The sequence below is a fragment of the Nocardiopsis lambiniae genome (assembly GCF_031845465.1).
In the GTDB taxonomy this organism is placed as follows: domain Bacteria; phylum Actinomycetota; class Actinomycetes; order Streptosporangiales; family Streptosporangiaceae; genus Nocardiopsis; species Nocardiopsis lambiniae.
Genome location: NZ_JAVREP010000001.1, coordinates 477,051 through 495,847, shown reverse-complemented (window position 1 = coordinate 495,847; position 18,797 = coordinate 477,051). Strand labels below are relative to the sequence as shown.

Annotated in this window: 19 protein-coding genes; 4 read left to right on the top strand and 15 right to left on the bottom strand. The window is 69.5% G+C overall.

Annotation, left to right across the window (positions count from 1 at the left end; translation table 11 throughout):
- Positions 1-21: 21 nt before the first annotated feature.
- The 5 genes from RM479_RS02235 to RM479_RS02215 all read right to left on the bottom strand — a co-directional run bounded on the left by RM479_RS02235 (position 22) and on the right by RM479_RS02215 (position 4,411).
- The gene (locus tag RM479_RS02235; protein WP_311510038.1) at positions 22-762 is read right to left on the bottom strand and encodes an NADH-quinone oxidoreductase subunit C; all 741 of its coding nucleotides are present in this window, start codon (positions 760-762) and stop codon (positions 22-24) included.
- Position 763: 1 nt separating this feature from the next.
- Positions 764-1,309, bottom strand: coding sequence for a NuoB/complex I 20 kDa subunit family protein (locus tag RM479_RS02230; RefSeq protein ID WP_274810038.1), 546 nt, complete (start codon positions 1,307-1,309; stop codon positions 764-766).
- Positions 1,310-1,373: 64 nt separating this feature from the next.
- Positions 1,374-1,733: an NADH-quinone oxidoreductase subunit A gene (locus tag RM479_RS02225; RefSeq protein WP_274810039.1), complete on the bottom strand. Its 360-nt coding sequence runs from the start codon at positions 1,731-1,733 to the stop codon at positions 1,374-1,376.
- A 145-nt stretch (positions 1,734-1,878) separates the two neighbouring features.
- Positions 1,879-3,195: a geranylgeranyl reductase family protein gene (locus RM479_RS02220; RefSeq protein ID WP_311510037.1), complete on the bottom strand. Its 1,317-nt coding sequence runs from the start codon at positions 3,193-3,195 to the stop codon at positions 1,879-1,881.
- A 505-nt stretch (positions 3,196-3,700) separates the two neighbouring features.
- Entirely contained in the window at positions 3,701-4,411 is a 711-nt protein-coding gene (locus RM479_RS02215; RefSeq protein WP_311510036.1) for a demethylmenaquinone methyltransferase, read from the bottom strand.
- 147 nt (positions 4,412-4,558) lie between these two features.
- Between RM479_RS02215 and RM479_RS02210 the strand changes: the two genes are divergently transcribed.
- Positions 4,559-5,821, top strand: a complete 1,263-nt coding sequence (locus RM479_RS02210; protein ID WP_311510035.1) for a delta-60 repeat domain-containing protein — start codon at positions 4,559-4,561, stop codon at positions 5,819-5,821.
- Positions 5,822-5,919: 98 nt separating this feature from the next.
- Here RM479_RS02210 and RM479_RS02205 read toward each other — a convergent pair whose 3' ends face one another.
- Complete coding sequence (locus tag RM479_RS02205; RefSeq protein ID WP_311510034.1) at positions 5,920-6,255, bottom strand: DUF4229 domain-containing protein; 336 nt, start codon at positions 6,253-6,255, stop codon at positions 5,920-5,922.
- Between the two features lie 419 nt (positions 6,256-6,674).
- On the opposite strand from RM479_RS02205, the gene RM479_RS02200 reads away from it, so the two are divergent.
- Complete coding sequence (locus RM479_RS02200; RefSeq protein WP_017535950.1) at positions 6,675-6,875, top strand: BldC family transcriptional regulator; 201 nt, start codon at positions 6,675-6,677, stop codon at positions 6,873-6,875.
- Positions 6,876-7,113: 238 nt separating this feature from the next.
- On the top strand, positions 7,114-7,470 hold the full coding sequence (locus RM479_RS02195; protein ID WP_311510032.1) for a PLD nuclease N-terminal domain-containing protein: 357 nt from the start codon (positions 7,114-7,116) through the stop codon (positions 7,468-7,470).
- 79 nt (positions 7,471-7,549) lie between these two features.
- Here the strand turns inward: RM479_RS02195 and RM479_RS02190 are convergent, their stop codons facing one another.
- Positions 7,550-8,845: a pectate lyase family protein gene (locus RM479_RS02190; RefSeq protein WP_311510031.1), complete on the bottom strand. Its 1,296-nt coding sequence runs from the start codon at positions 8,843-8,845 to the stop codon at positions 7,550-7,552.
- A gap of 162 nt (positions 8,846-9,007) precedes the next feature.
- Between RM479_RS02190 and RM479_RS02185 the strand changes: the two genes are divergently transcribed.
- On the top strand, positions 9,008-9,979 hold the full coding sequence (locus RM479_RS02185; RefSeq protein WP_311510029.1) for a LacI family DNA-binding transcriptional regulator: 972 nt from the start codon (positions 9,008-9,010) through the stop codon (positions 9,977-9,979).
- A 6-nt stretch (positions 9,980-9,985) separates the two neighbouring features.
- On the opposite strand, the gene ccsB is transcribed toward RM479_RS02185, so the two are convergent.
- The 8 genes from ccsB to RM479_RS02145 all read right to left on the bottom strand — a co-directional run bounded on the left by ccsB (position 9,986) and on the right by RM479_RS02145 (position 18,669).
- The gene (ccsB, locus tag RM479_RS02180) at positions 9,986-10,981 is read right to left on the bottom strand and encodes a c-type cytochrome biogenesis protein CcsB (RefSeq protein WP_311510027.1); all 996 of its coding nucleotides are present in this window, start codon (positions 10,979-10,981) and stop codon (positions 9,986-9,988) included.
- Positions 10,978-12,585 carry a cytochrome c biogenesis protein ResB gene (gene resB, locus RM479_RS02175; protein WP_311510026.1) on the bottom strand — a complete coding sequence of 536 codons (1,608 nt, stop codon included), beginning with the start codon at positions 12,583-12,585 and terminating at the stop codon, positions 10,978-10,980. The genes ccsB and resB overlap by 4 nt, the downstream gene beginning before the upstream one ends.
- Positions 12,585-13,385, bottom strand: a complete 801-nt coding sequence (locus RM479_RS02170) for a cytochrome c biogenesis CcdA family protein (RefSeq protein ID WP_311510025.1) — start codon at positions 13,383-13,385, stop codon at positions 12,585-12,587. The genes resB and RM479_RS02170 overlap by 1 nt, the downstream gene beginning before the upstream one ends.
- The gene (locus RM479_RS02165; protein WP_311510024.1) at positions 13,385-14,077 is read right to left on the bottom strand and encodes a TlpA family protein disulfide reductase; all 693 of its coding nucleotides are present in this window, start codon (positions 14,075-14,077) and stop codon (positions 13,385-13,387) included. Before RM479_RS02165 ends, RM479_RS02170 begins: the two co-directional genes overlap by 1 nt.
- Positions 14,078-14,345: 268 nt before the next feature.
- Positions 14,346-14,549 (bottom strand): helix-turn-helix domain-containing protein, encoded by a 204-nt coding sequence (locus tag RM479_RS02160; RefSeq protein WP_013155995.1) that lies wholly within the window; start codon positions 14,547-14,549, stop codon positions 14,346-14,348.
- 250 nt (positions 14,550-14,799) lie between these two features.
- Positions 14,800-15,600, bottom strand: coding sequence for a phosphatase (locus RM479_RS02155; protein ID WP_311510417.1), 801 nt, complete (start codon positions 15,598-15,600; stop codon positions 14,800-14,802).
- A gap of 233 nt (positions 15,601-15,833) precedes the next feature.
- Positions 15,834-16,994 carry an acetoin utilization protein AcuC gene (locus RM479_RS02150; protein WP_311510019.1) on the bottom strand — a complete coding sequence of 387 codons (1,161 nt, stop codon included), beginning with the start codon at positions 16,992-16,994 and terminating at the stop codon, positions 15,834-15,836.
- A gap of 223 nt (positions 16,995-17,217) precedes the next feature.
- Positions 17,218-18,669 carry a DUF1109 domain-containing protein gene (locus RM479_RS02145; RefSeq protein WP_311510018.1) on the bottom strand — a complete coding sequence of 484 codons (1,452 nt, stop codon included), beginning with the start codon at positions 18,667-18,669 and terminating at the stop codon, positions 17,218-17,220.
- Positions 18,670-18,797: the final 128 nt, after the last annotated feature.

Genomic DNA, 18,797 nt, shown 5'->3' with positions numbered 1-18,797 from the left:
TCCGGTGGTGGTTGAGCCGGGTCACGTGTACGACCTCCGCTGGTCGGGCGGGGGCACGGTGGCACCCCGGTACTCGACGGGGACGCCGCCCAGCGGGTAGTCCTTGCGCTGGGGGTGGCCGTGCCAGTCGTCGGGCATCTGGATCCGGGTGAGCGCCGGGTGACCGTCGAAGACGATCCCGAAGAAGTCCCAGGCCTCCCGCTCGTGCCAGTCGTTGGTCGGGTAGACCGACACGATCGACGGGATGTGCGGATCGGTGTCCGGGCAGGTCACGGTGATCCGGATCTCGCTGTTGTGGGTGATCGAGCGGAACTGGTAGACGGCGTGCAGCTCCCGTCCCGTCTGGTCCGGGAAGTGGACGCCCATCACCCCCAGGCACAGCTCGTAGCGCAGGGCCGGGTCGTCGCGCAGCAGGCGGACCAGTTCGAGCAGGGCCTCGCGGCGCACGTGGAAGGTGATCTCCCCGTACGCCACCTCCACCCGCTCCACCGCGCCCGCGGCGTCGCCGAGGGCGGCCTCCAGGTCGTCGGCCACCCGGTCGAAGTCGGCGGTGCGCGGGTCGTCCGGGTCGGTGAACGGCCGCCGGGAGGAGACGGGAGCGCTCCCCCGTACCTGGAGTCCGCCGAACCCGGAGGTGTCGCCGCTGGTGGCCGTGCCGAACATGCCGGTCCGCTTCACGGGTGCGGCCAGGCGCTCGGTGCCCGACTGGTCGGGGAGGCGCGCGGCCTCTTCGTCGCGTTCGCGCTCGTTGTCGGTGCTCATGTCAGTCCTTGCTCACCAGGGGAAGCGACCGGCGGAGCATGCGCTCCTCGATCTCGGTGATCTCCTGCTCGCGGTGCGCGCCGAGCTTGGTGTTCTGCACCTTGTCGTGCAGCTTGAGCACCGCGTCCAGGAACATCTCGGGTCGGGGCGGACAGCCCGGCAGGTACATGTCGACCGGAACGATGTGGTCCACGCCCTGGACGATCGCGTAGTTGTTGAACATGCCGCCGCTGGAGGCGCACACACCCATCGCGATGACCCACTTGGGCTCGGGCATCTGGTCGTAGATCTGACGCAGGACGGGGGCCATCTTCTGGCTCACCCGGCCGGCGACGACCATGAGGTCGGCCTGGCGCGGGGTGGCGCCGAACTTCTCCATGCCGAAGCGGGCCAGGTCGTAGTGGGGGCCGCCGACGGCCATCATCTCGATGGCGCAGCAGGCCAGGCCGAACGTCGCGGGCCACATCGAACTCTTGCGGGCGAGCCCGACGACCTGTTCGACGGTGGTCAGCATGATGCCGCTGGGCAGTTTCTCTTCGAGTCCCATCAGCTGCGGACCTCCTCCGGGCGGGGCTGCGGGGTGCGGACGCGGGGTACGGGGAGGCGCGGTGTCAGTCCCATTCGAGGCCTCCCCGGCGCCACTCGTAGGCGTAGGCGATGGAGACGTTCACCAGGAACAGGACGATCGCGATCAGGCCGAACCAGCCGAGGGCGTCGAAGTGCACGGCCCAGGGGATGAGGAAGATGATCTCGATGTCGAAGATGATGAACATCATCGCCGTCATGTAGTACTTGACGGTGAAACGACCGCCGCCGGCAGGCTGCGGCGTGGGCTCGATGCCGCATTCGTAGGCCTGCATCTTGGCGCGGTTGTAGCGCTTGGGTCCCAGGACCGCGCCGGCGACCATGGACACCACGACGAACGCGGCGCCGATCCCGCCGAGCACGAATATCGGTGCGTAGAGCTCCACCGGTCACCCTCCTTCCGGCTGGTCGGCGCGGACGCCCGAGCGGGGCGAGGCGCTTGTGATTGCTTTCACTTGTGCGGGCTCATCTCTGATCCGTCCCGTCGTCCCCGGTCACGGCGTCGAGCGGCCGCCCGGAGGGCGGGGCTGCTTATGCCGCGGGGGCGATCTTGGACAGGCCGTTGATGACCCGGTCCATGGCGTCGCCCTGCGTGGGTTCGGTGAGGTTGGCGAGCATCTTGAGCGCGAACTTCATGAGGGTGCGCTGGCGCAGGCCGTACTTGGTCGCGTACTTCATGAACTCGGGCTGGCCGATCATCTTCACGAAGTAGCGGCCCAGCGTGTAGTAGCCGCCGTAGGTGTCGGCGAGGACCTGGGGGTAGCGCAACAGGGCGCGCTCGCGGGTCTGCTGGGTGGTGCGCCCGTGCGCCTGCACGATCACCTCGGCGGCGATGTTGCCGGCCTCCATGGCGTAGGCGATGCCCTCGCCGTTGAAGGGGTTCACCATGCCGCCGGCGTCGCCGACGAGCAGGAGGCCGCGCGAGTAGTGCGGAACCCGGTTGAAGCCCATGGGCAGGGCGGCGCCGCGGACGGGCGTGGTCCGGTTCTCCTCGGTGAAACCCCACTCCTCCGGCATGGAGTCGGTCCAGCGCCGCAGCAGCTTGCGGTAGTCGACGTCCTGGAAGGAGCTGGTGGAGTTGAGGATGCCCAGGCCCACGTTGCTGGTGCCGTCACCGACACCGAAGATCCAGCCGTAGCCGGGCAGGAGCACGTCCTTGTCGCCGCTCTTGTCCCACAGTTCCAGCCAGGATTCGAGGAAGTCGTCATCGTGGCGGGGGCTCGTGAAGTAGGTGCGCACGGCCACGCCCATGGGACGGTCGTCGCGCTTGCGGATGCCCATGGCGACGGACAGGCGCGAGGAGTTGCCGTCGGCCGCGACGACCAGCGGTGCCCGGAAGGTCACGGGTTCGCGGTCGGCGTTCTTGGCGTGGACCCCGACGATGCGGTTGCTGCGCTCGTCCATGAGGGGTCCGGTGACGGTGGTGCGCTCCAGGAGCTTGGCGCCGGCGGTGACGGCGCGGTCCACCAGGATCTGATCGAAGTCGAACCGGGTGCGCACGAGGCCGAAGCCGGGGTAGGCGGCCAGGTCGGGCCAGGGGAGTTCGAGGCGGGCGCCGGCGCCGACGATGCGCAGGCCGTGGTTCTTGATCCAGCCCTCGTCCTCGAAGGTGACGCCCATGGCGGTGAGCTGTTTGACCGCCCTGGGGGTCAGGCCGTCACCGCAGACCTTCTCCCGGGGGAAGGCGGTCTTCTCCAGGAGGAGGACGTCGAGTCCGGCCTGGGCCAGGTAGTAGGCGGTGGTGGAGCCGGACGGTCCGGCACCGACGACGATGACGTCGGCGTCGTACTCGACGCGGTCCCGACCTCGGCCTCTGAGGTCGGGAGAGGAGGTGGCTGTCTCGCTCACGGGTGGTTCCTCGACTGCTCGCGCGGGTGCACCGTGGCGGGCCTGTGCGGGGTTCCGACCCGCTCACGGGGGGGTTGTCCTGTCGTGTTCTCTCGGTGTTATGGGGACGGGGTTACGGTCCCGCCGGGTGGCTCTCCGTGCGGGGTCCGTGACCACGTGCTTTGTACGGTTGAGGACTTATGTCATGTCGGACATAGGGCCATGTGTCTCATCCCTCGCGCCCTTGTGAAGCACTTCACAAGCCTCTTTTCGGCAGTCTAGACCCTTGGGGGCCGGGTTGCGAGCCCGGGGGGGTATACACAGCGAAACATTCTCAATCGCCCCATAGGCGTATGAGAGCCACCAAAGGCCCCACCGATCAACAAATACGCAGCTCATAGTCTTTTCCATCACCACACGCGCCACACCGAGCACACGAAAAACCCGAGGAGCACAGGACTCCTCGGGCTTTGAGAGCTTTGAAGCTATTCAAGAAGAAGGCGACATCATGCGCCTTGTGTCGCTTTTACTGCTCTCGGAAGCCGCGGTGGAGGGCGACGATCCCACACGACAGGTTCCGCCAGGCGACACGGGACCACCCGGCGTCCTGGAGGTGTCGGGCCAGGTCGGCCTGGGCCGGCCAGGCCACGATCGACTCCGAGAGGTAGTCGTAGGACTCGCTCTTGCCCGACACCGCGCCGGCGATCCTGGGCAGCGCGGCCATGAGGTACGTCGAGTAGAGACGGTCGACGAATTCCACCGGGATGTGGCTGAACTCGCAGATCACCACACGGCCGCCGACCTTGGTCACCCGCAGCAGTTCGCGCAGGGCCCGGTCCACGTCGTTGACGTTGCGCAGGCCGAACGAAATGGTCACCGCGTCGAAGGTCTCGTCGGCGAAGGGCAGGTGCAGGGCGTCGCCGGCGACGAAGGTGACGCCGCCCCTGGACGCGCCCCCGCGCCGTCGGACGCCGGTGGTGAGCATGCCCAGCGAGAAGTCGCAGGCGATCACCCGGGCGCCCTTGCGGATGAAGGACTCCGAGGAGGTACCGGTGCCCGCGGCCAGGTCCAGGACCAGCTCACCGCTGTGGGCGTCGACGGCGTTGACGGTCGCCCGGCGCCAGGCGCGGTCCTGACCGAGGGAGATGACGTCGTTGACGAGGTCGTAACGATCGGCGATGCCGTCGAACATCGCCGCGACGTCCTGGGGCTTCTTGTCGAGTTCAGCGCGGGCCATACCCCACAGCCTACGGCCGTCCCGAGCCGAACGCGCCGCGGGCCGGGCCCCGCACGGGATCGGTTTCATCACTGTGTGTGATTTCGGATCAACTCTTTGCAAGAATCGGTCATGTCCTTCCCTGATGTACGACCGAGGAGACCGTCCGTGAAACCCAAGTTCACCGCCCTGGCGTTGGGCATGGCCCTGTTGGCCGCGATCGGGGCTCCGACGCCGGCCCTCGCGGGCGACACCGCGCACCGGTCCGTGGTGAGCGAGCGACCCGTCCGCTGGACCCCGCACGTCCTGGACGGAGCGGTCAAGGACATCGTGCGCGTCGGGAACGTCGTCATCGTCGCCGGCGGGTTCGGCCGGGTCGCCGAGGCCGACCGGGACTACACGCACGAACTGCACAACATCTTCGCGTTCGAGCACGGAACCGGGCGGATCATCCACGACTTCACCCCCCGGGTGAACGGGACCGTCAACTCGGTGGTGCCCGGACCGGACGGCACCGTCGTCATCGGCGGCGAGTTCCGCGCGGTCAACGGCACCGCCGCGCGCGGGCTCGCACGGCTGCGGCTCTTCGACGGTTCCCGGGTCGCGGCGTTCACCACGACCGTGGACGGCGGCGTCGTCCACCGGCTGGCCACCGACGGCTCCCGGCTCTACGTCGGCGGTTCCTTCCGAGGGATCGGCGGGACCGCGCGTCCGGCGATCGCCCGGCTGAACCCGGTCACCGGCGCGGTGGACCCCGGGTTCTCACCGGTCGTCTCCGAGCAACGCCGGGGCGGCCTGCGGGTGCAGGAACTGGCCCTGAGCCCCGACGGGCGACGGCTGGTGATCAACGGGACGTTCACCAAGGTGAACGGACAGAGCCGGTACCAGATCGCCATGCTGGACACCGCGACCGGCCGCCCCACCCGGTGGTCGACGAAGGCGTTCGAGCCGGAGTGCGACTACTCGGCGATGCACACCTACATGCGGCAGATGGACTTCGCCCCCGACGGCTCCTACTTCGCTCTGGTGACGGCGGGCGGTCCGCAGACCAAGCCGGGGCTGTGCAAGGCCGTGGTGAGGTTCGAGAACAACGACACCGCGAACTCCACACCCACGTGGTCCAACAAGACCGGCGGCGATTCGCTGTACTCGGTCGAGGTGACCGGGGCCGCCGTGTACGCGGGCGGCCACCAGAGGTGGATGGACAACGAGCAGGGCGCCCTCAACCCGGGGCCGGGGTCGGTCGCCCGCGAGGGCATCGCCGCCGTCGACCCGCGCACCGGACGCGCCCTGGCCTGGAACCCGGGCCGGACCCGGGGGCACGGTGTGGAGGCCATGCACGCCACCCCGGACGGGCTGTACGTCGGCAGCGACACCGAGCGGTTGGCCGGCGAGTACCACGCCCGCCTGGGCATGTTCCCCATCGGCTGACCCCGGTGGGCCCCGAGGTCGTGGGGCCGGTCGGCGGAGCCGTGGGCGCGGCCTCGGTGCCGGGTTCGCCGGTGGCGACCGCCGTCGGCCAAGGAACCCTAGGACTCCTTGGGCACGGCCGGGGTCTCCTTCGTCGCCTCGGCCCTCTCCGGGGCCGGGACGTCCTCGGCGGCCTCCTGAAGGTGGTCCTCGCGGGCGGCGCCGTCCTCCAGACGGTCGCCCACCAGGGCCCCTCGGCGCTTCTCCAGGCGTTCGGAGACGGAGACGGACATCCGGTCGCGCAGTCGGGACAGCAGGACGTAGGACGCCAGTCCGCTGATCAACCAGGCGAGGATCAGTGCCATCCACGAGCGGGCGCCGAAGAGGTACACCACTCCGAACGCCGCGAGGAACAGTCCCAGGCGGGCGGCGGTATAGGGCAGCCAGCTACGCATCGAAAAGCCTCACAACAGACGATTGACTGGACTAGATTGATCGCTACGCCCATCAGCGCACGGGACGACCGGTCCGTCATCACGGTTTCCGGGGGATCGGTCTCGCGAAGAGGCCGACGTCTGCGCACTCACGTGCTCTCACCTCCAGGTTAAGGGTGAGTGTCCGAGAGCGCGCACCGGGTCGACGTGTGTTCCTCCGGACGGGTGATCGGATCCATGACTTCGATTCAGATAGTCATGGGATGTTTTCAATCCCGACAGCAGGGTCTGAACATCACGTTCCGGTCACATATCGCGTACTCCTCCCCCCAACACCGCAATTTCTCCGAAAACTAGGGAGGAAACGGACCAACTCATGCACACTAGGGGATCAAACGCCCGCCGCCCCCACAGTCCGAGGCGGGCACGATTGGGGGAATGTGAAGGTGGAACGAGCAAGCGAGCGCCTGTTGACCCCCGGGGAAGTGGCCTCACTCTTCCGGGTTGATCCCAAGACCGTCACCCGTTGGGCCGCCTCCGGGCGGATCAGCAGCATCAGGACCCCGGGCGGCCACCGCCGTTTCCGTGAGTCCGAAGTCCGCGCCCTCCTGCTCGGGGAACCGAGCGAGAGCACCCCCTGACCCGAACGGAACGCCCCCGCAAGGCATCCCGGAGTCCCACAGCGGACCCCTGGGGAAGGGAGCCGCACCCCTCGTCGATCCCGGGACATCGCGCCGATGCCCACGGGATCGCCCCACGTCCGGCTCGATGGCCCGACCCGGGTCCGGACGGCCCCGACGTCGCACGCCTCGCGACGGCATCGTGGTGACGACGAATGTCCCGATCGTGGGGAGTGGACAGCGAGAGTAGGCTGGAATCATGGTGTGGCTTGGTGGCCTGATCACGCTCGTATCGATCGTTCTCTGGGTGTACGCGTTCTTCGACGCGCTGACCACCCCGGCGCAGGATGCCCGGAACCTCCCGAAGATCCTGTGGCTGGTCGTCATCGCGTTGTTCATGCCCGTCGGCTCGATCCTGTGGCTCTTCCTGGGCCGCCCCCGCCCTTCGAGCGCCGTGTGGGGGAGCGCGTCCTCCCCGGCTCAGGCCGCCCCCTCCATCGACGATCTCGACCCGTCGGACTTCACCCGGCCCTCCAACAGCCCGCACCCGCTGGGACCGGACGACGATCCCGAGTTCCTGCGAGGCCTCCGTCGGAGGATCGACCCCGAAGAGTGACCGCACCCGGGGCACCACCCCGCACGGCCCATGACGAAGGGGGCCGCTCCGGATCCGGAGCGGCCCCCTTCGCTCACCGTCACAGCAGTCCCGCGCCCACCTTCCGCTCCAGGCCTCGCAGGGCGTGCACGGGCTGGACCCCCGTGGTGTACTGCGGCACCCACGTGACCTCCTCGCCCAGCGGCCGGTCGGGGCGGGCCGCGTTGTGCTCGGCGACCAGGTCGAGCGCCGCGACGCGGCCCCCGCCCCCGGTCATGAACGCGTTCCCCACGCCGGTCACGTCGGTGCCGCCCCAGTTGTACAGCAAGGCGCCCGGGGCGTGCCCGTCACGCAGGTCGAACAGGTTGTTCTCCACGTACAGTTGCGACTCGACCCCCGCTCCCAGGGAGTACTGGTAGAGGTCGCCGCTCACCGTGTAGAGGTTGTTGTAGACGTGGACCTGGCCGAACCGCACGCGCGGGGCGCGCTGGCCCAGGCCGTCGAAGTGGTTGTGGTGCCAGGTCACCCGGAGGTACCCCCGGTCGGTGGTCCGACCGTCGCTGTTGCCCAGGAGCAGGGCCTTGTCGCGCTCGGCGAAGTGGTTCCACGAGACCGTCACCAGGTCGGCGGCGCGGACGATGTCCAACAGTCCGTCGTGGACCTCGTACTTGCGCCCGAAGTACTCGGGCTGCTCGGCCCCGGGCCGCTCCCCGTCATCGAAGGTGTTGTGGTCGACCCACACGTTCCTCGACCCGGAGACCTCGACGTGGTCGTACTCGGAGTTCCAGTTGCCGGTCCCGCCGTCGCCGGGGTCCCAACCGGGGAAGCAGTCGTGGGTGTCGGAGAAGGTGAGGTTGCGCAGGATGACGTTGCTCGCGTTATGGACGAGCAGGTTCATCCCCGTGATCTCGCTCCGGTCGTCGACGCCCACGATGGTCGTGTTGGAGCCGACCCGGTAACGGATCCGTTCCGCCTGGACGTCCTGCGAGGCCTGCCGGGCCTCCTCCAGGGGGCCGGAGGGGTCCTCCCGCCCCCAGACCTCGGGGTCGTAGGCGGCCAGGTACGCCTCCAGGGAGTAGCCGTCGACGGCGTAGTCGTCACAGGTCAGCGGGGTTCCGTCGGAGTCGGTGTTGGCGTCGATGGAGCCGTCGACGTACACGATCTTGGGCTGGTCGCCCGCGATGGCCGTCCGGAACTCCGCCGGGGTCGACACCCGGAACACGTTGGCGGCGGTGGCGGCGGCGCCTCCGGTGGTACCACCGCCGGCGGAGGCCCAGCCGTCCCCTTCCGGCAGGACCGACCTGCCGATGTCGGTGTCGGCGGCGACCGTCGACGGGGACACCGTCAGGGCCGCGACCAGCGCGAGGACGAGGGCGGGGGAAAGGGGCCTTCGCATGGTCCACTCCTGGAGGATGATTGCAAACGTTTGCATCAAACTCCCCGAAGTACGGAGGAGAATCAACCCTCCTTCCCCTGGAAAAACGGGAAAATCTCCGTCCCCACAGAGCAACCGCTTGCTCTAGTCTGAGGATCCGACGAGCACGGACGAGGTGGCGGAATGGTCGTGACCCTCAAGGACGTGGCTCGGGCCAGCGGCGTCCACACGTCCACCGTGTCCCGGGCCTTCTCGGCGTCGCACCTGGTCAACCCCGAGACGAGGATCCGGGTCCTGGCCGTGGCGAACGAGTTGGGCTACCGCCCCAACCGGGCCGCCCGGGCGCTGTCCACCCGCCGCACCGGGAACCTCGGCGTGATCGTGGCCGACATCGCCAACCCCTTCTTCCCCCCGCTGATCAAGGCGGCGCAGGACCAGGCGCGGGCGCGGGACCACCACGTGTTCATCGCCGACACCGATGAGCGGATCGACGTCGAGGAGGAGGCGGTCCGTTCCATGGTGGGCCAGGTGGACGGTCTGATCCTGGTCTCCCCCCGGCTGTCCGACCGGCGGATCCGAGAGCTGGCCGACGAGGTCCCCCTCGTGGTCGTCAACCGTCGGCTCCGGCGGCTGCCGTGCGTGCTCATGGACGTCGGCGAGGGGATCCGTCTGGCCGTCGGGCGACTGGCCGACCTGGGGCACCGGGAGATCGCGACCGTGCTCGGTCCCCCCGCCTCCTGGACGGGGCGGGCGGCGGTCCGCGCGGCCGAGGAGACCGCCCGCGAACACGGTGTGCGGACGTATCGGGTGGGCCCGCACCAGCCGACGGAAGAGGGCGGGGCGGCGGCGTTCGACGCCGTGCTCGATCTCGGTGTCACGGCGGTCCTGGCCCATAACGACCTGATGGCGCTCGGCCTGCTGCGCGCCGCCCGGGAACGGGGCGTGGCCGTCCCGGAACGGCTCAGCGTCGTCGGCACGGACGACACCCTGACCGCCCGGCACACCCGCCCCGCCCTGACCACCGTGGCGATGCCGGTGGACGCGGCGGGCCGGGCGGCCGTCGATCTCCTGCTGCGGGGCGCCGACCCGGAGGTCGTCACGCTGGGGACCCGACCGATCGAACGCGACTCGACGGGCCCCGCGCCCCGGGGATGAGCGCGGTCAGGCGTAGGAGTGCAGACCGCTGAACATGTAGTTCACCGCGAAGAAGTTGAACAGGATCGTCGCGAAGCCCAGCACGTTGATCCACGTCGCCTTGGGGCCGCGCCAACCACCGGTCGCCCGGGCGTGCAGGTAGGCCGCGTAGATCACCCAGGAGATGAACGACCAGACCTCCTTGGGGTCCCAGCCCCAGAACCGGCCCCAGGCCTCGTCGGCCCAGATCGATCCGGCGATGATGCCGAAGGTCCACAGCGGGAACGCGAACAGGATGAGCCGGTGGGAGATGCGGTCCAGCAGCTCCGGCGCGGGCAGCCGGCCGGCGATGCCGACGACCTCTTCTCCCTGGGCCCGCTTGACCTCGGTGCGGTGCGAGATCAGGTACATGACGCCGGTGACACCGGAGACCATGAACGCGCCGCCGGCCAGGATCGCGGCGGTGACGTGGATCGGCACCCAGTAGGAGTGCAGGGCCGGGATGAGCGGACCGGGGTCGACGTACAGCCACTTGACGCCGATGCCCAGCAGGATCAGCACCGGGACCAGGACGAACGCGCCCAGGAAGCGGGCCTGGTAGCGGAACGAGGCGAACAGCAGCACGCCCACCGCGACCAGGCACATCGCCACCACGAACTCGAACATGTTGCCCCAGGGCCAGCGCCCGGCGGCCACGCCCCGCGTGATGATCTGGGCGAGGCCCATGAGGAAGCCGAGGGCGGTCACGCCCAGGGCGATCCGGCCCAGCACGCTCTGGGAGGCCCTGGCCTCGCCCTCGGTGGTGCGGACGTTGACCTCGATGTCGTCCGCGAAGCCCCCGTCGACCGCTCCGGCGCCGACCGGCATCAACCGGCCCGCCCTCAGTTTGGTCCGTCGCCCGTAGGCGGCCTCGATCGCGAACAGGAACAGGGCCGCGGCGTAGGTCACGATCATGGCGATGACCAGCGTGTCGCTGGCCGACGCCATGGTCTCGTTCACCGGCGCGGCGAGAGTGTACGTCACCGGTCACTCCTCGTGTCGGAAGGGTTCTGGGGGTTGTCGTCCGACTCGTTCCGAAGTCGTCCGGCAAGCTCTGTGGTGATCTCGTGGAACTCGGCGTTGTCGCCGGCGGCCTCGGTCTTGCCGAGCCCGGCCAGCTCCACCCGGGTGCGGCCGTCCGCGCCTCGGACGGCCCGCACCCACACCCGGCGCGGGCGGATGAACAGGGTCAGCAGCAGGCCGCCGACGGCGGTGGCCGCGGTGATGAGCGCGGGCAGGCGGGCTCCGTCCCGGTTGACCTGGAGGCTGATGTACTCCTTGTAGCCGGCGAACTCGATGGACCCGGCACCGTCGGGCAGTTCCCAGACGTCACCGATCTCCATCACCGGAGAGGAGCCGACCGACTCCATGCCCTGGGTGCGCAGCTGGTAGACCGACTGCGGTTCGCGCATCCCCAGGTCCCCGCGGTACCCCTCCAGGGTGACCCGCGGGTTGACGGCACCGGGGAAGCTCGACGTGAGCTCACCGTCGGGGGTCTCGGCCGCGGACGGCAGGAAGACACCGACGAAGCCCAGCTGTTCGTCCTCCTCCCCCACGTCGGGGGCCTTCACCACGCCGTCGGACACGAAGCCGGCGGTGTCCCGGTACAGGAACGGCACGGCCTGGTCGAAGGCCACGCCGCCGTCGGCGTCGCGCACGACGAACTCGGGCGCGTACCCGTGGCCGAGCAGGTAGACCTGCGCGCCGGAGACGCTGAGCGGGTGGTTGACCTCCAGCCGGTGGGTCAGTTCCGGCCCGCCCGGCTCCTCGGTGTAGGTGATGTCGGCGACGTAGGACGCGGCCTGACCGCGCAGGTTCCCGTCCTCGATGAACGTGGCCTCGAAGTCGTCGAGGTGGATGGTGAAGGGGGCGATCCCGTCCATGTCGGTCCAGTGACCGGGGTAGATCGCGTCGTAGGAGGGCAGCGTGTTGGCGAACCCGTCGCCCTCGACGAGGAGCATGTTGCCCCGGTAGCCGAAGAACGAGCCGGCGGCCAGCGCCACGAGCAGGCCGAGCAGGGCGAGGTGGAACAGGACGTTACCCGCCTCGCGCAGGTAGCCGGTCTCGGCGGAGACGGAGTCGTCGTACCCCTCCACCCGGTAGCGCTTGAGCACCCGCCGCGCCTCGGCGAGGACCGTCTCGGGGGCGGCGTCGGTGCCGAACCTCGCCGCGTACGGCATCCGGCCCAGGTTGCGCGGGGTGGGCACCGGACGGGCGCGCACCGCGCGGGCGTGGACGAGCGCGCGCGGGATGACGCATCCGGCCAGCGAGACGAACAGCAGCAGGTAGATCGCCGCGTACCAGGGCGAGGAGAAGACGTCGAAGAGGTGGAACCGGTCCAGCCATGAGGCCAGTTCGGGGTTCTCCCTGGTGTAGGCGGTGACCTCGTCGACGCTGACCACGTTCTGCGGCAGGATCGAACCGGGGATGGCGCCGACCGCGAGCAGGAACAGCAGGATCAGCGCGGTGCGCATCGAGGTGAGGATGCGCCAGGCCCAGCGGAGCCAGCCGAGCGGCCCCAGTCCCCTGGGCCCCTCCCCCACCCTTCCCTCGGCGGGCGCGTTCGTGTCGGTCGTGGTCGTACTCATCAGATCACCGTCTGGAAGTCGGCGGCCCAGCCCTGCATGGTGATGGTCCACTGGGTCCACAGACCGGTCACCATCGCCAGGCCGACCAGGACGAGCATGGCTCCGCCGATCACGGTGACCGTGCGGGTGTGGCGCTTGAGGTGGCCGAAGGCGGTGAGCGCCTTGCGGTAGAGGAGCGCGGCGACGATGAACGGCAGGCCCAGTCCGACGCAGTAGACCAGGGAGAGGAACATACCGCGACCGGCGCCGCCCTCGACGAAGGCCAGGGTCTGCACCGCCGCCAGGGTCGGTCCGATGCAGGGGGTCCAGCCGAGTCCGAAGAGCACCCCGAGCAGGGGGGCTCCCACCAGGCCGGCCTTGGGAAGCCGGTGGAAGCGGAACTCACGGGCGAAGCCGGGCAGGACGCCCATGAAGGCCAGGCCCAGCACGATCGTCAGCACGCCCAGGCCTCGGGTGATGGGGTCGGTGTACTCCACCAGGATGTCGCCGAGCCAGCCGATGAAGCCGCCGACCGCGACGAACACCAGTGTGAAGCCGGCGATGAACAGCACGCTGCCGGTGACCATGGTCCAGCGGCGCGCGGCGAGTTCGTCGTCGATGTCGGCGAGGGTGGCGGTCCCGCCGCCGACCGACGTGCGCTGACGCACGTCGGCGGCGCTCATCCCGGTCACGTACGACAGGTAGCCGGGGACCAGGGGGAGCACGCACGGGGAGAGGAAGGAGACCAGCCCCGCGGCGAGCGCCAGCGGGGCGGCGAGGAGGAGGGACCCGGTGAGGACGGTGGTGCCGACGGGGTCCATCAGGCGTCGTCCTCTTCGGGGCTCGGCGAGGCCGACGGGGTGGCGGTGTCCCCGGCCCCCTCGTCCTCGCGCTCCCGGGCCTCCTGCTCGGCCACGCGCGGTCGTTCCTCCGGGTCGCCGAAGTCGTACTCGACGACCAGGGTGTTCACCAGGCCGGTGAGCTGACCGTAGGTGGTGGGGCCGATGACCCGGGCCGCGATGCGTCCGTCGGGGTCGATGACGAGGGTGCTGGGGATGGCCCGGGGCGGGACCGTCCCCCGGAACGCCTGGGGCACCTCACCGGGCTGGTCGTACAGGCTCGGGTACTCGACGCTCTTGTTGTCCAGGTAGGCGCGGGCGGCGGTGTCGTCGTCCTTGATGTTGACGCCGAGGAAGTCGACGCCCAGGTCGGCGTACTCGGTGTTCACCTCGTCCAGGACGGGTTGTTCGGTACGGCAGGGGCCGCACCAGCTGGCCCACACGTTGAGGACGAGGATCCGTCCCTCGTAGTCGGCCAGGGAGAGTTCGTCACCGTCGAGGGTGGTGCCGGAGAAGTCGGGGGCCTCGACGCGTTCGTCGGTGGAGAAGGCGGTGGCGCTGCCGTCTCCGGAGATGAAGCGGTCGTCTTCGCCGCCCGTCTCGATCTCGTTGCCACCGGCGCATCCGGTGAGGGCGAGTACGGCGGCCACCGTGGCCACGGCGAGGCGCGTCACGGCGTGAAGGGGCCGCGCACCGGTACTGGCACTGGGCATCGAGGTGACCTCGCGAACGGGGTGTGAACAGGGCGGACTACAACAACGACAAAGTGTAGTAGACGCCCTGAGGCCCGTTCCTTCACCCCGCCACAAGAGCCGTACGCCCCTGGTGGGAGGGGGCTCGTCGCGAGAGGCGGATCACCCGTGGGGGCGCGGGGCCTCCGCCCCTCGCGATCGAGCGGCCGACCGGGAGGGTGTGCACCCGTCCCGGTCAGGCCGTTCCCGATCAGCCCGCCTCGACGAAAGCCTCGCGGAGGTAGTCGTGCACGGCCCGTTCGGGGACACGATAGGAACGCCCCACGCGAATCGCGGGGAGAACTCCCGAGTGCACCATTCGGTACACGGTCATCTTGGACACTCGCATGATCGTGGCGACCTCCGCCACGGTCAAGAACCTGACCTCTTCGAGAGGCGGCTTGCTCCCGTTCATCTTCCGACGCCCTCATTCCCGGACGTGAGTATTGCCTACCGTTCAGCCCAACGTGACGCCCGGAGGAGCGACCCCGGTATGTGCCCGTCCCAACGCCACGCCGGCGTGTCATGCTGTCACTACTGACACGTCCGTTTTCAGAGTAGAGCGGAGTTCCCGTCTGCGAAAGGCCGTCAGCGGCTTCTTCCGGGCAATACCCGGAGGGCGCGTCCGATGAGGTTTAACAGTGGGTATAAATGGTCGCCACACCTCAGGAGAGACCGGATCGGGAGAGAACGTAATCCCGCAGCGGCGCGTAGTCCTCGGTGAGATAACCATCATCCAAAGGGACCGTGACCAGTAGTTTTCCTTCGTGCTCGGCGAGAAAGAGCGCGGGGTCGTTGCAGTCCGCGAACCCCAGCGTCGGCACTCCCGCCTCCCCTGCCGCACCCGCGAACCCGTGATCCGCGATGACCAACTGCGGCCATGGCTCACCGCGGTCGGAGAGGTCCCCGAGGATGGCGCGCATGGCGAACGGGTGGTGGCTGTGTCGGGCCAGGTGTCCGTCCGTGACGATGGCGATCTCGTCCCGCCACACCACGAAGCGCCGATTGGGCGGCCGTTCGGTGGTCACCTCGTAGGTGTAGCCGCGGGCGGCGGCGGTGACGACCGGACACCCCCGGGCGGAGAGGGCGTCCTTCCATACCCGGTAGGTCCCCTGGAGCTTGTTCGGGTGTCCCGTGGCGAACAGGATCCGCTCGCGGCGTTCGGCGGCCAGGGCCAGCCGGTCGGCGACGGCCTCCAGGGCGTCGACCGTGAGGTCGGGGTCGATGGTGTCGATCCCCCAGACGTACTCCTCGTCGCCGACCACCCCGCACCGTTTGTTCATGAGCGCCAGGACCTCGGAGAAGGTCCAATCATGGGAGAAGGTGAGACCGAACTGGTGGTAGGGGTCCTTCTGGACGAGGCGCCGGTAATGCCGAAGGTTGTTCTGACGCGAGGTGTCGACGTGTCCGGCGATCCCCGTTCGCACCAGATGGGAGATGAGTTCAGCACGTGTCGGCGGCGTCACCAGGTGTTCCCCTTCCTCGTCGGGGCGAACACGTGACACGCCGTGCGGCCACCACGACGCCTGCTCCCGTTCGCCCGGTATTCAACCTCTTCCTACCCGCTGGACGCACACCACGCCCCACCCCTGGGGAATTCACCCCCGGTCCCATCGAGCGACATCACTCCCCCGGAAACGATACCGGGATCACGGACATCGGGTCCGATAAAGGAAGGGATCGGAACGAAAGGGTGTCTTCAGAGGCTGGGGTCGATGCCGTGGCTGGGGAACACCGCGGTCCGGGTCGCGTGAATGGCGCGATCGACCGGGTTTCCGGGGTCGTACCCCTCTTCGAAGGGCGCGAAGGTCACCTCGCGGCCATCGGTCATGTACAGGGGGGCCAGTTCCCCGGTCCGTTCCCGGACGAAGTCACGCCAGGACCGCGGCGTCTCGGTGTCCGGATCGATGGGCAGGCCGGCCGCCTCCCCGAGCAGATGGGTCCAGGCCCGGGGCACGACGTGGACCAGGCCGTACCCGCCACCGCCGAACAGCACCCAACGGCCGCCCGCGGTGCGCTGGGCGAGCTTGTGCAGTTCGGCGTAGGCGCGTCGCTGGCCGTCGATGCTCAGCGTCAGGTTGGCGAGCGGGTCGAGGGCGTGGGTGTCGCAGCCCTGTTGGGTGACGAGGATCTCCGGCTGGAACTCGTGCAGCAGCGGCGGGACGACCGCGTCGAAGGCCCGGTGCCAGCCGGTGTCGCCGGTGCCCGCGGGCAGGGCGACGTTGACCGAGTACCCCTCGGCGGCGGGCCCGCCGGTCTCGCCGGCCTGACCGGTGCCCGGGAACAGGGTCGCCGGCGACTCGTGGAGGCTGATGGTGAGCACTCGGGGGTCGTTGTAGAAGGCGCGCTGGACGCCGTCACCGTGGTGGACGTCGATGTCGACGTAGGCGACCCGCTTGGCACCCTGCTCCAGTAACCAGGCGATGGCCAGGGCCGGGTCGTTGTAGACGCAGAAACCCCAGGCGTTGCCGGGCATCGCGTGGTGCAGTCCGCCCGCGATGTTGGCGGCGTGGGCGGTGTCGCCGGTCCACACGGCCTTGGCGGCGGCGACGGAGGCGCCCGATATGAGCGCCGCCGCGTCGTGCATGTCCTTGAAGACGGGGTTGTCGGCGGTGCCGAGCATGTGGGCGTCATCGGGTTCGAGGGTGCGCCCGGCCCGTTTGACCGCCTCGATGTAGGAGCGGTCGTGCACCAGCGACAGGAGTTCGTCGGAGGCGGGTTCGACGTCCAGGAGGGACACCCCGGGGGCGTCGAGGACCCCGAGTCCCCGGGCGAGCGCCATGGTCAGCTCGACCCGGATCGGTGCCATCGGGTGCTGTGGCCCGAAGTCGTAGGCGGTCAACCCGTCGTCCCATGCCACCCGAAGCGAGCAGGACGTGCGCCCTCCCATGTCGGTGACCCCCGTTTCAGGTGTACGTGCTCCGAAGCACACAGTACGCAAGTGCGGGGTGTGCCACGAACCCCGGGGTCCCACCGACGGGGCGGGCCGGTGCGGGGGTTCCCGCACCGGCCCGTCCGTTGTCCGGGTGCCGGGGCGTGTCGAGCGCACGCCCGCTCCGCCGCGCCAGCGAGGGCGGCGCCCGCTAGCTCCCCGAGGTGACGAAGTAGCAGCTCGACGAGAGATCGCCGCCCTTCAGCTTCACCGTGCCCTCCGAGGGGCGGGTGAGCGGGTCGCTGTAGGCGATGACGATCCGGTACTCGCCCGGGTCGAGTTCGACCTCCAGGGTCTCGCCCTCACCGAAACAGGCGTCCTGGGAGGGCGGCGAGCCGGGCTCGTAGACGTCGCAGTCGTCGCAGGCGTCCGCGACGACCTCGCCGTGGACCTTGTCGGGTCCGACGTAGAGGAAGCGCAGGTCGTACGGCGAGTGGTTGACGAGTTCGAAGACGAACTTGTCGTTGCCGGAGCTCGCCGTGGGGGTGGCGTCCAGCGCGCTGTCACCGAGGATGGTCAGGGTGTCCATCTCCAACTCGATGCGACCGGCACCGATGTGGGTGACCATCTTCTCGACGTCCTTGGCCTCGTACTCGGTGTACTCGGCTTCGAGGATCTCGACCATGTCGTCGGCGTGGTCGAACTCCTGGGCGTCCACGGACGCCCAGCCGCATTCGAGGACGGCCTCGGGCCGATCGCCGTCGATGCGCTCGGTGACCTCGGGTGCGGCGCTCCAGTCGAGGTCCCGGAGGACGTCGATCTGCTCCAGCCCCGTGCACCAGTCCGAGCCCAATCGGTTGGTGCCGGTCTCGTAGAGGTCGGTGAGGGCCTGGGGCACCTGCCCGGCCGCCTCGGTGCCCTCGTAGTCGACCGGGATGATCGAGAAGATCTCCTGGGCCCGTGTCATGGCGTCGCTGTACTCGGGGGTGACCGAGCCGGAGAACTCGGCGTCGGCGGTCTCGGCCAGGTCCGTCGCGTAGGACAGGTGGATGTCGGCGACCTCGCCGTCGGTGTCCTGCCAACGGGCGGCGGGGTGTTCGAAGTAGGTCGCGTAGGCGTCGAGGGCCTGCTCGTAGTCCTCGGCCACGACGTCGTCCTGGGCCCGATCGAGCAGTTCGCAGGCGGCGACGCCGGCCCTCGCCCGCTCCATCAAGGAGGAGGAGAAGGACAACTGGAAGAAGTCCTCGACGGCGTGGTACCCGGCCACCGCCTCGGAGGTGCCGCAGTCGCCGCGCGCGTGGGTGGCGTCGGCGACCCGCAGACGCCACTCGCCGAGCTGCCACACGGAGGTGAGCGCGACGAGGAGGGCCACGACCAGACCGCCCGCGGTGAGGATCGGCAGTGCCCCCCGGGGCGGGGTGCCCCCTTGGGCGAGGAGCCGCTCGTCGTGGGAACGGCCGGCGAAGAGGCCGTGCAGGGCGGCGGCGAGGAACCACACCAGGAAGATGGGGACCCACAGCAGAAGGTTGTCGGCGGCGCCGACGAAGGCCGCGGTGATCAGCAGGCCGACGGTGATGATGAGGGCCGCGACGAAGAACGGCCACTGCTTGAGGCGGAGGTAGCCGATACCGAGACCGGAGGCGTTGAGGGCCCCGGTCCGCACGGCGCTGGGAGAGGCGAACAGACCGAGGCGCTTGGGCCGCGGAGGAGGGGGCGGGGGCGGACCGAACTGGCCGGACGGCGGGCCGAACGGACCGCCGGGACCACCGGGGCCCATCGGGGCGCCGGGGC

Bases quoted from the DNA above. Each gene is read 5' to 3' on its own strand.
- RM479_RS02235 (WP_311510038.1), bottom strand. From the start codon at position 762: ATGAGCACCGACAACGAGCGCGAACGCGACGAAGAGGCCGCGCGCCTC.
- RM479_RS02230 (WP_274810038.1), bottom strand. From the start codon at position 1,309: ATGGGACTCGAAGAGAAACTGCCCAGCGGCATCATGCTGACCACCGTC.
- RM479_RS02215 (WP_311510036.1), bottom strand. From the start codon at position 4,411: ATGGCCCGCGCTGAACTCGACAAGAAGCCCCAGGACGTCGCGGCGATG.
- RM479_RS02205 (WP_311510034.1), bottom strand. From the start codon at position 6,255: ATGCGTAGCTGGCTGCCCTATACCGCCGCCCGCCTGGGACTGTTCCTC.
- RM479_RS02195 (WP_311510032.1), top strand. From the start codon at position 7,114: ATGGTGTGGCTTGGTGGCCTGATCACGCTCGTATCGATCGTTCTCTGG.
- RM479_RS02190 (WP_311510031.1), bottom strand. From the start codon at position 8,845: ATGCGAAGGCCCCTTTCCCCCGCCCTCGTCCTCGCGCTGGTCGCGGCC.
- RM479_RS02185 (WP_311510029.1), top strand. From the start codon at position 9,008: ATGGTCGTGACCCTCAAGGACGTGGCTCGGGCCAGCGGCGTCCACACG.
- resB (WP_311510026.1), bottom strand. From the start codon at position 12,585: ATGAGTACGACCACGACCGACACGAACGCGCCCGCCGAGGGAAGGGTG.
- RM479_RS02170 (WP_311510025.1), bottom strand. From the start codon at position 13,385: ATGGACCCCGTCGGCACCACCGTCCTCACCGGGTCCCTCCTCCTCGCC.
- RM479_RS02160 (WP_013155995.1), bottom strand. From the start codon at position 14,549: ATGAACGGGAGCAAGCCGCCTCTCGAAGAGGTCAGGTTCTTGACCGTG.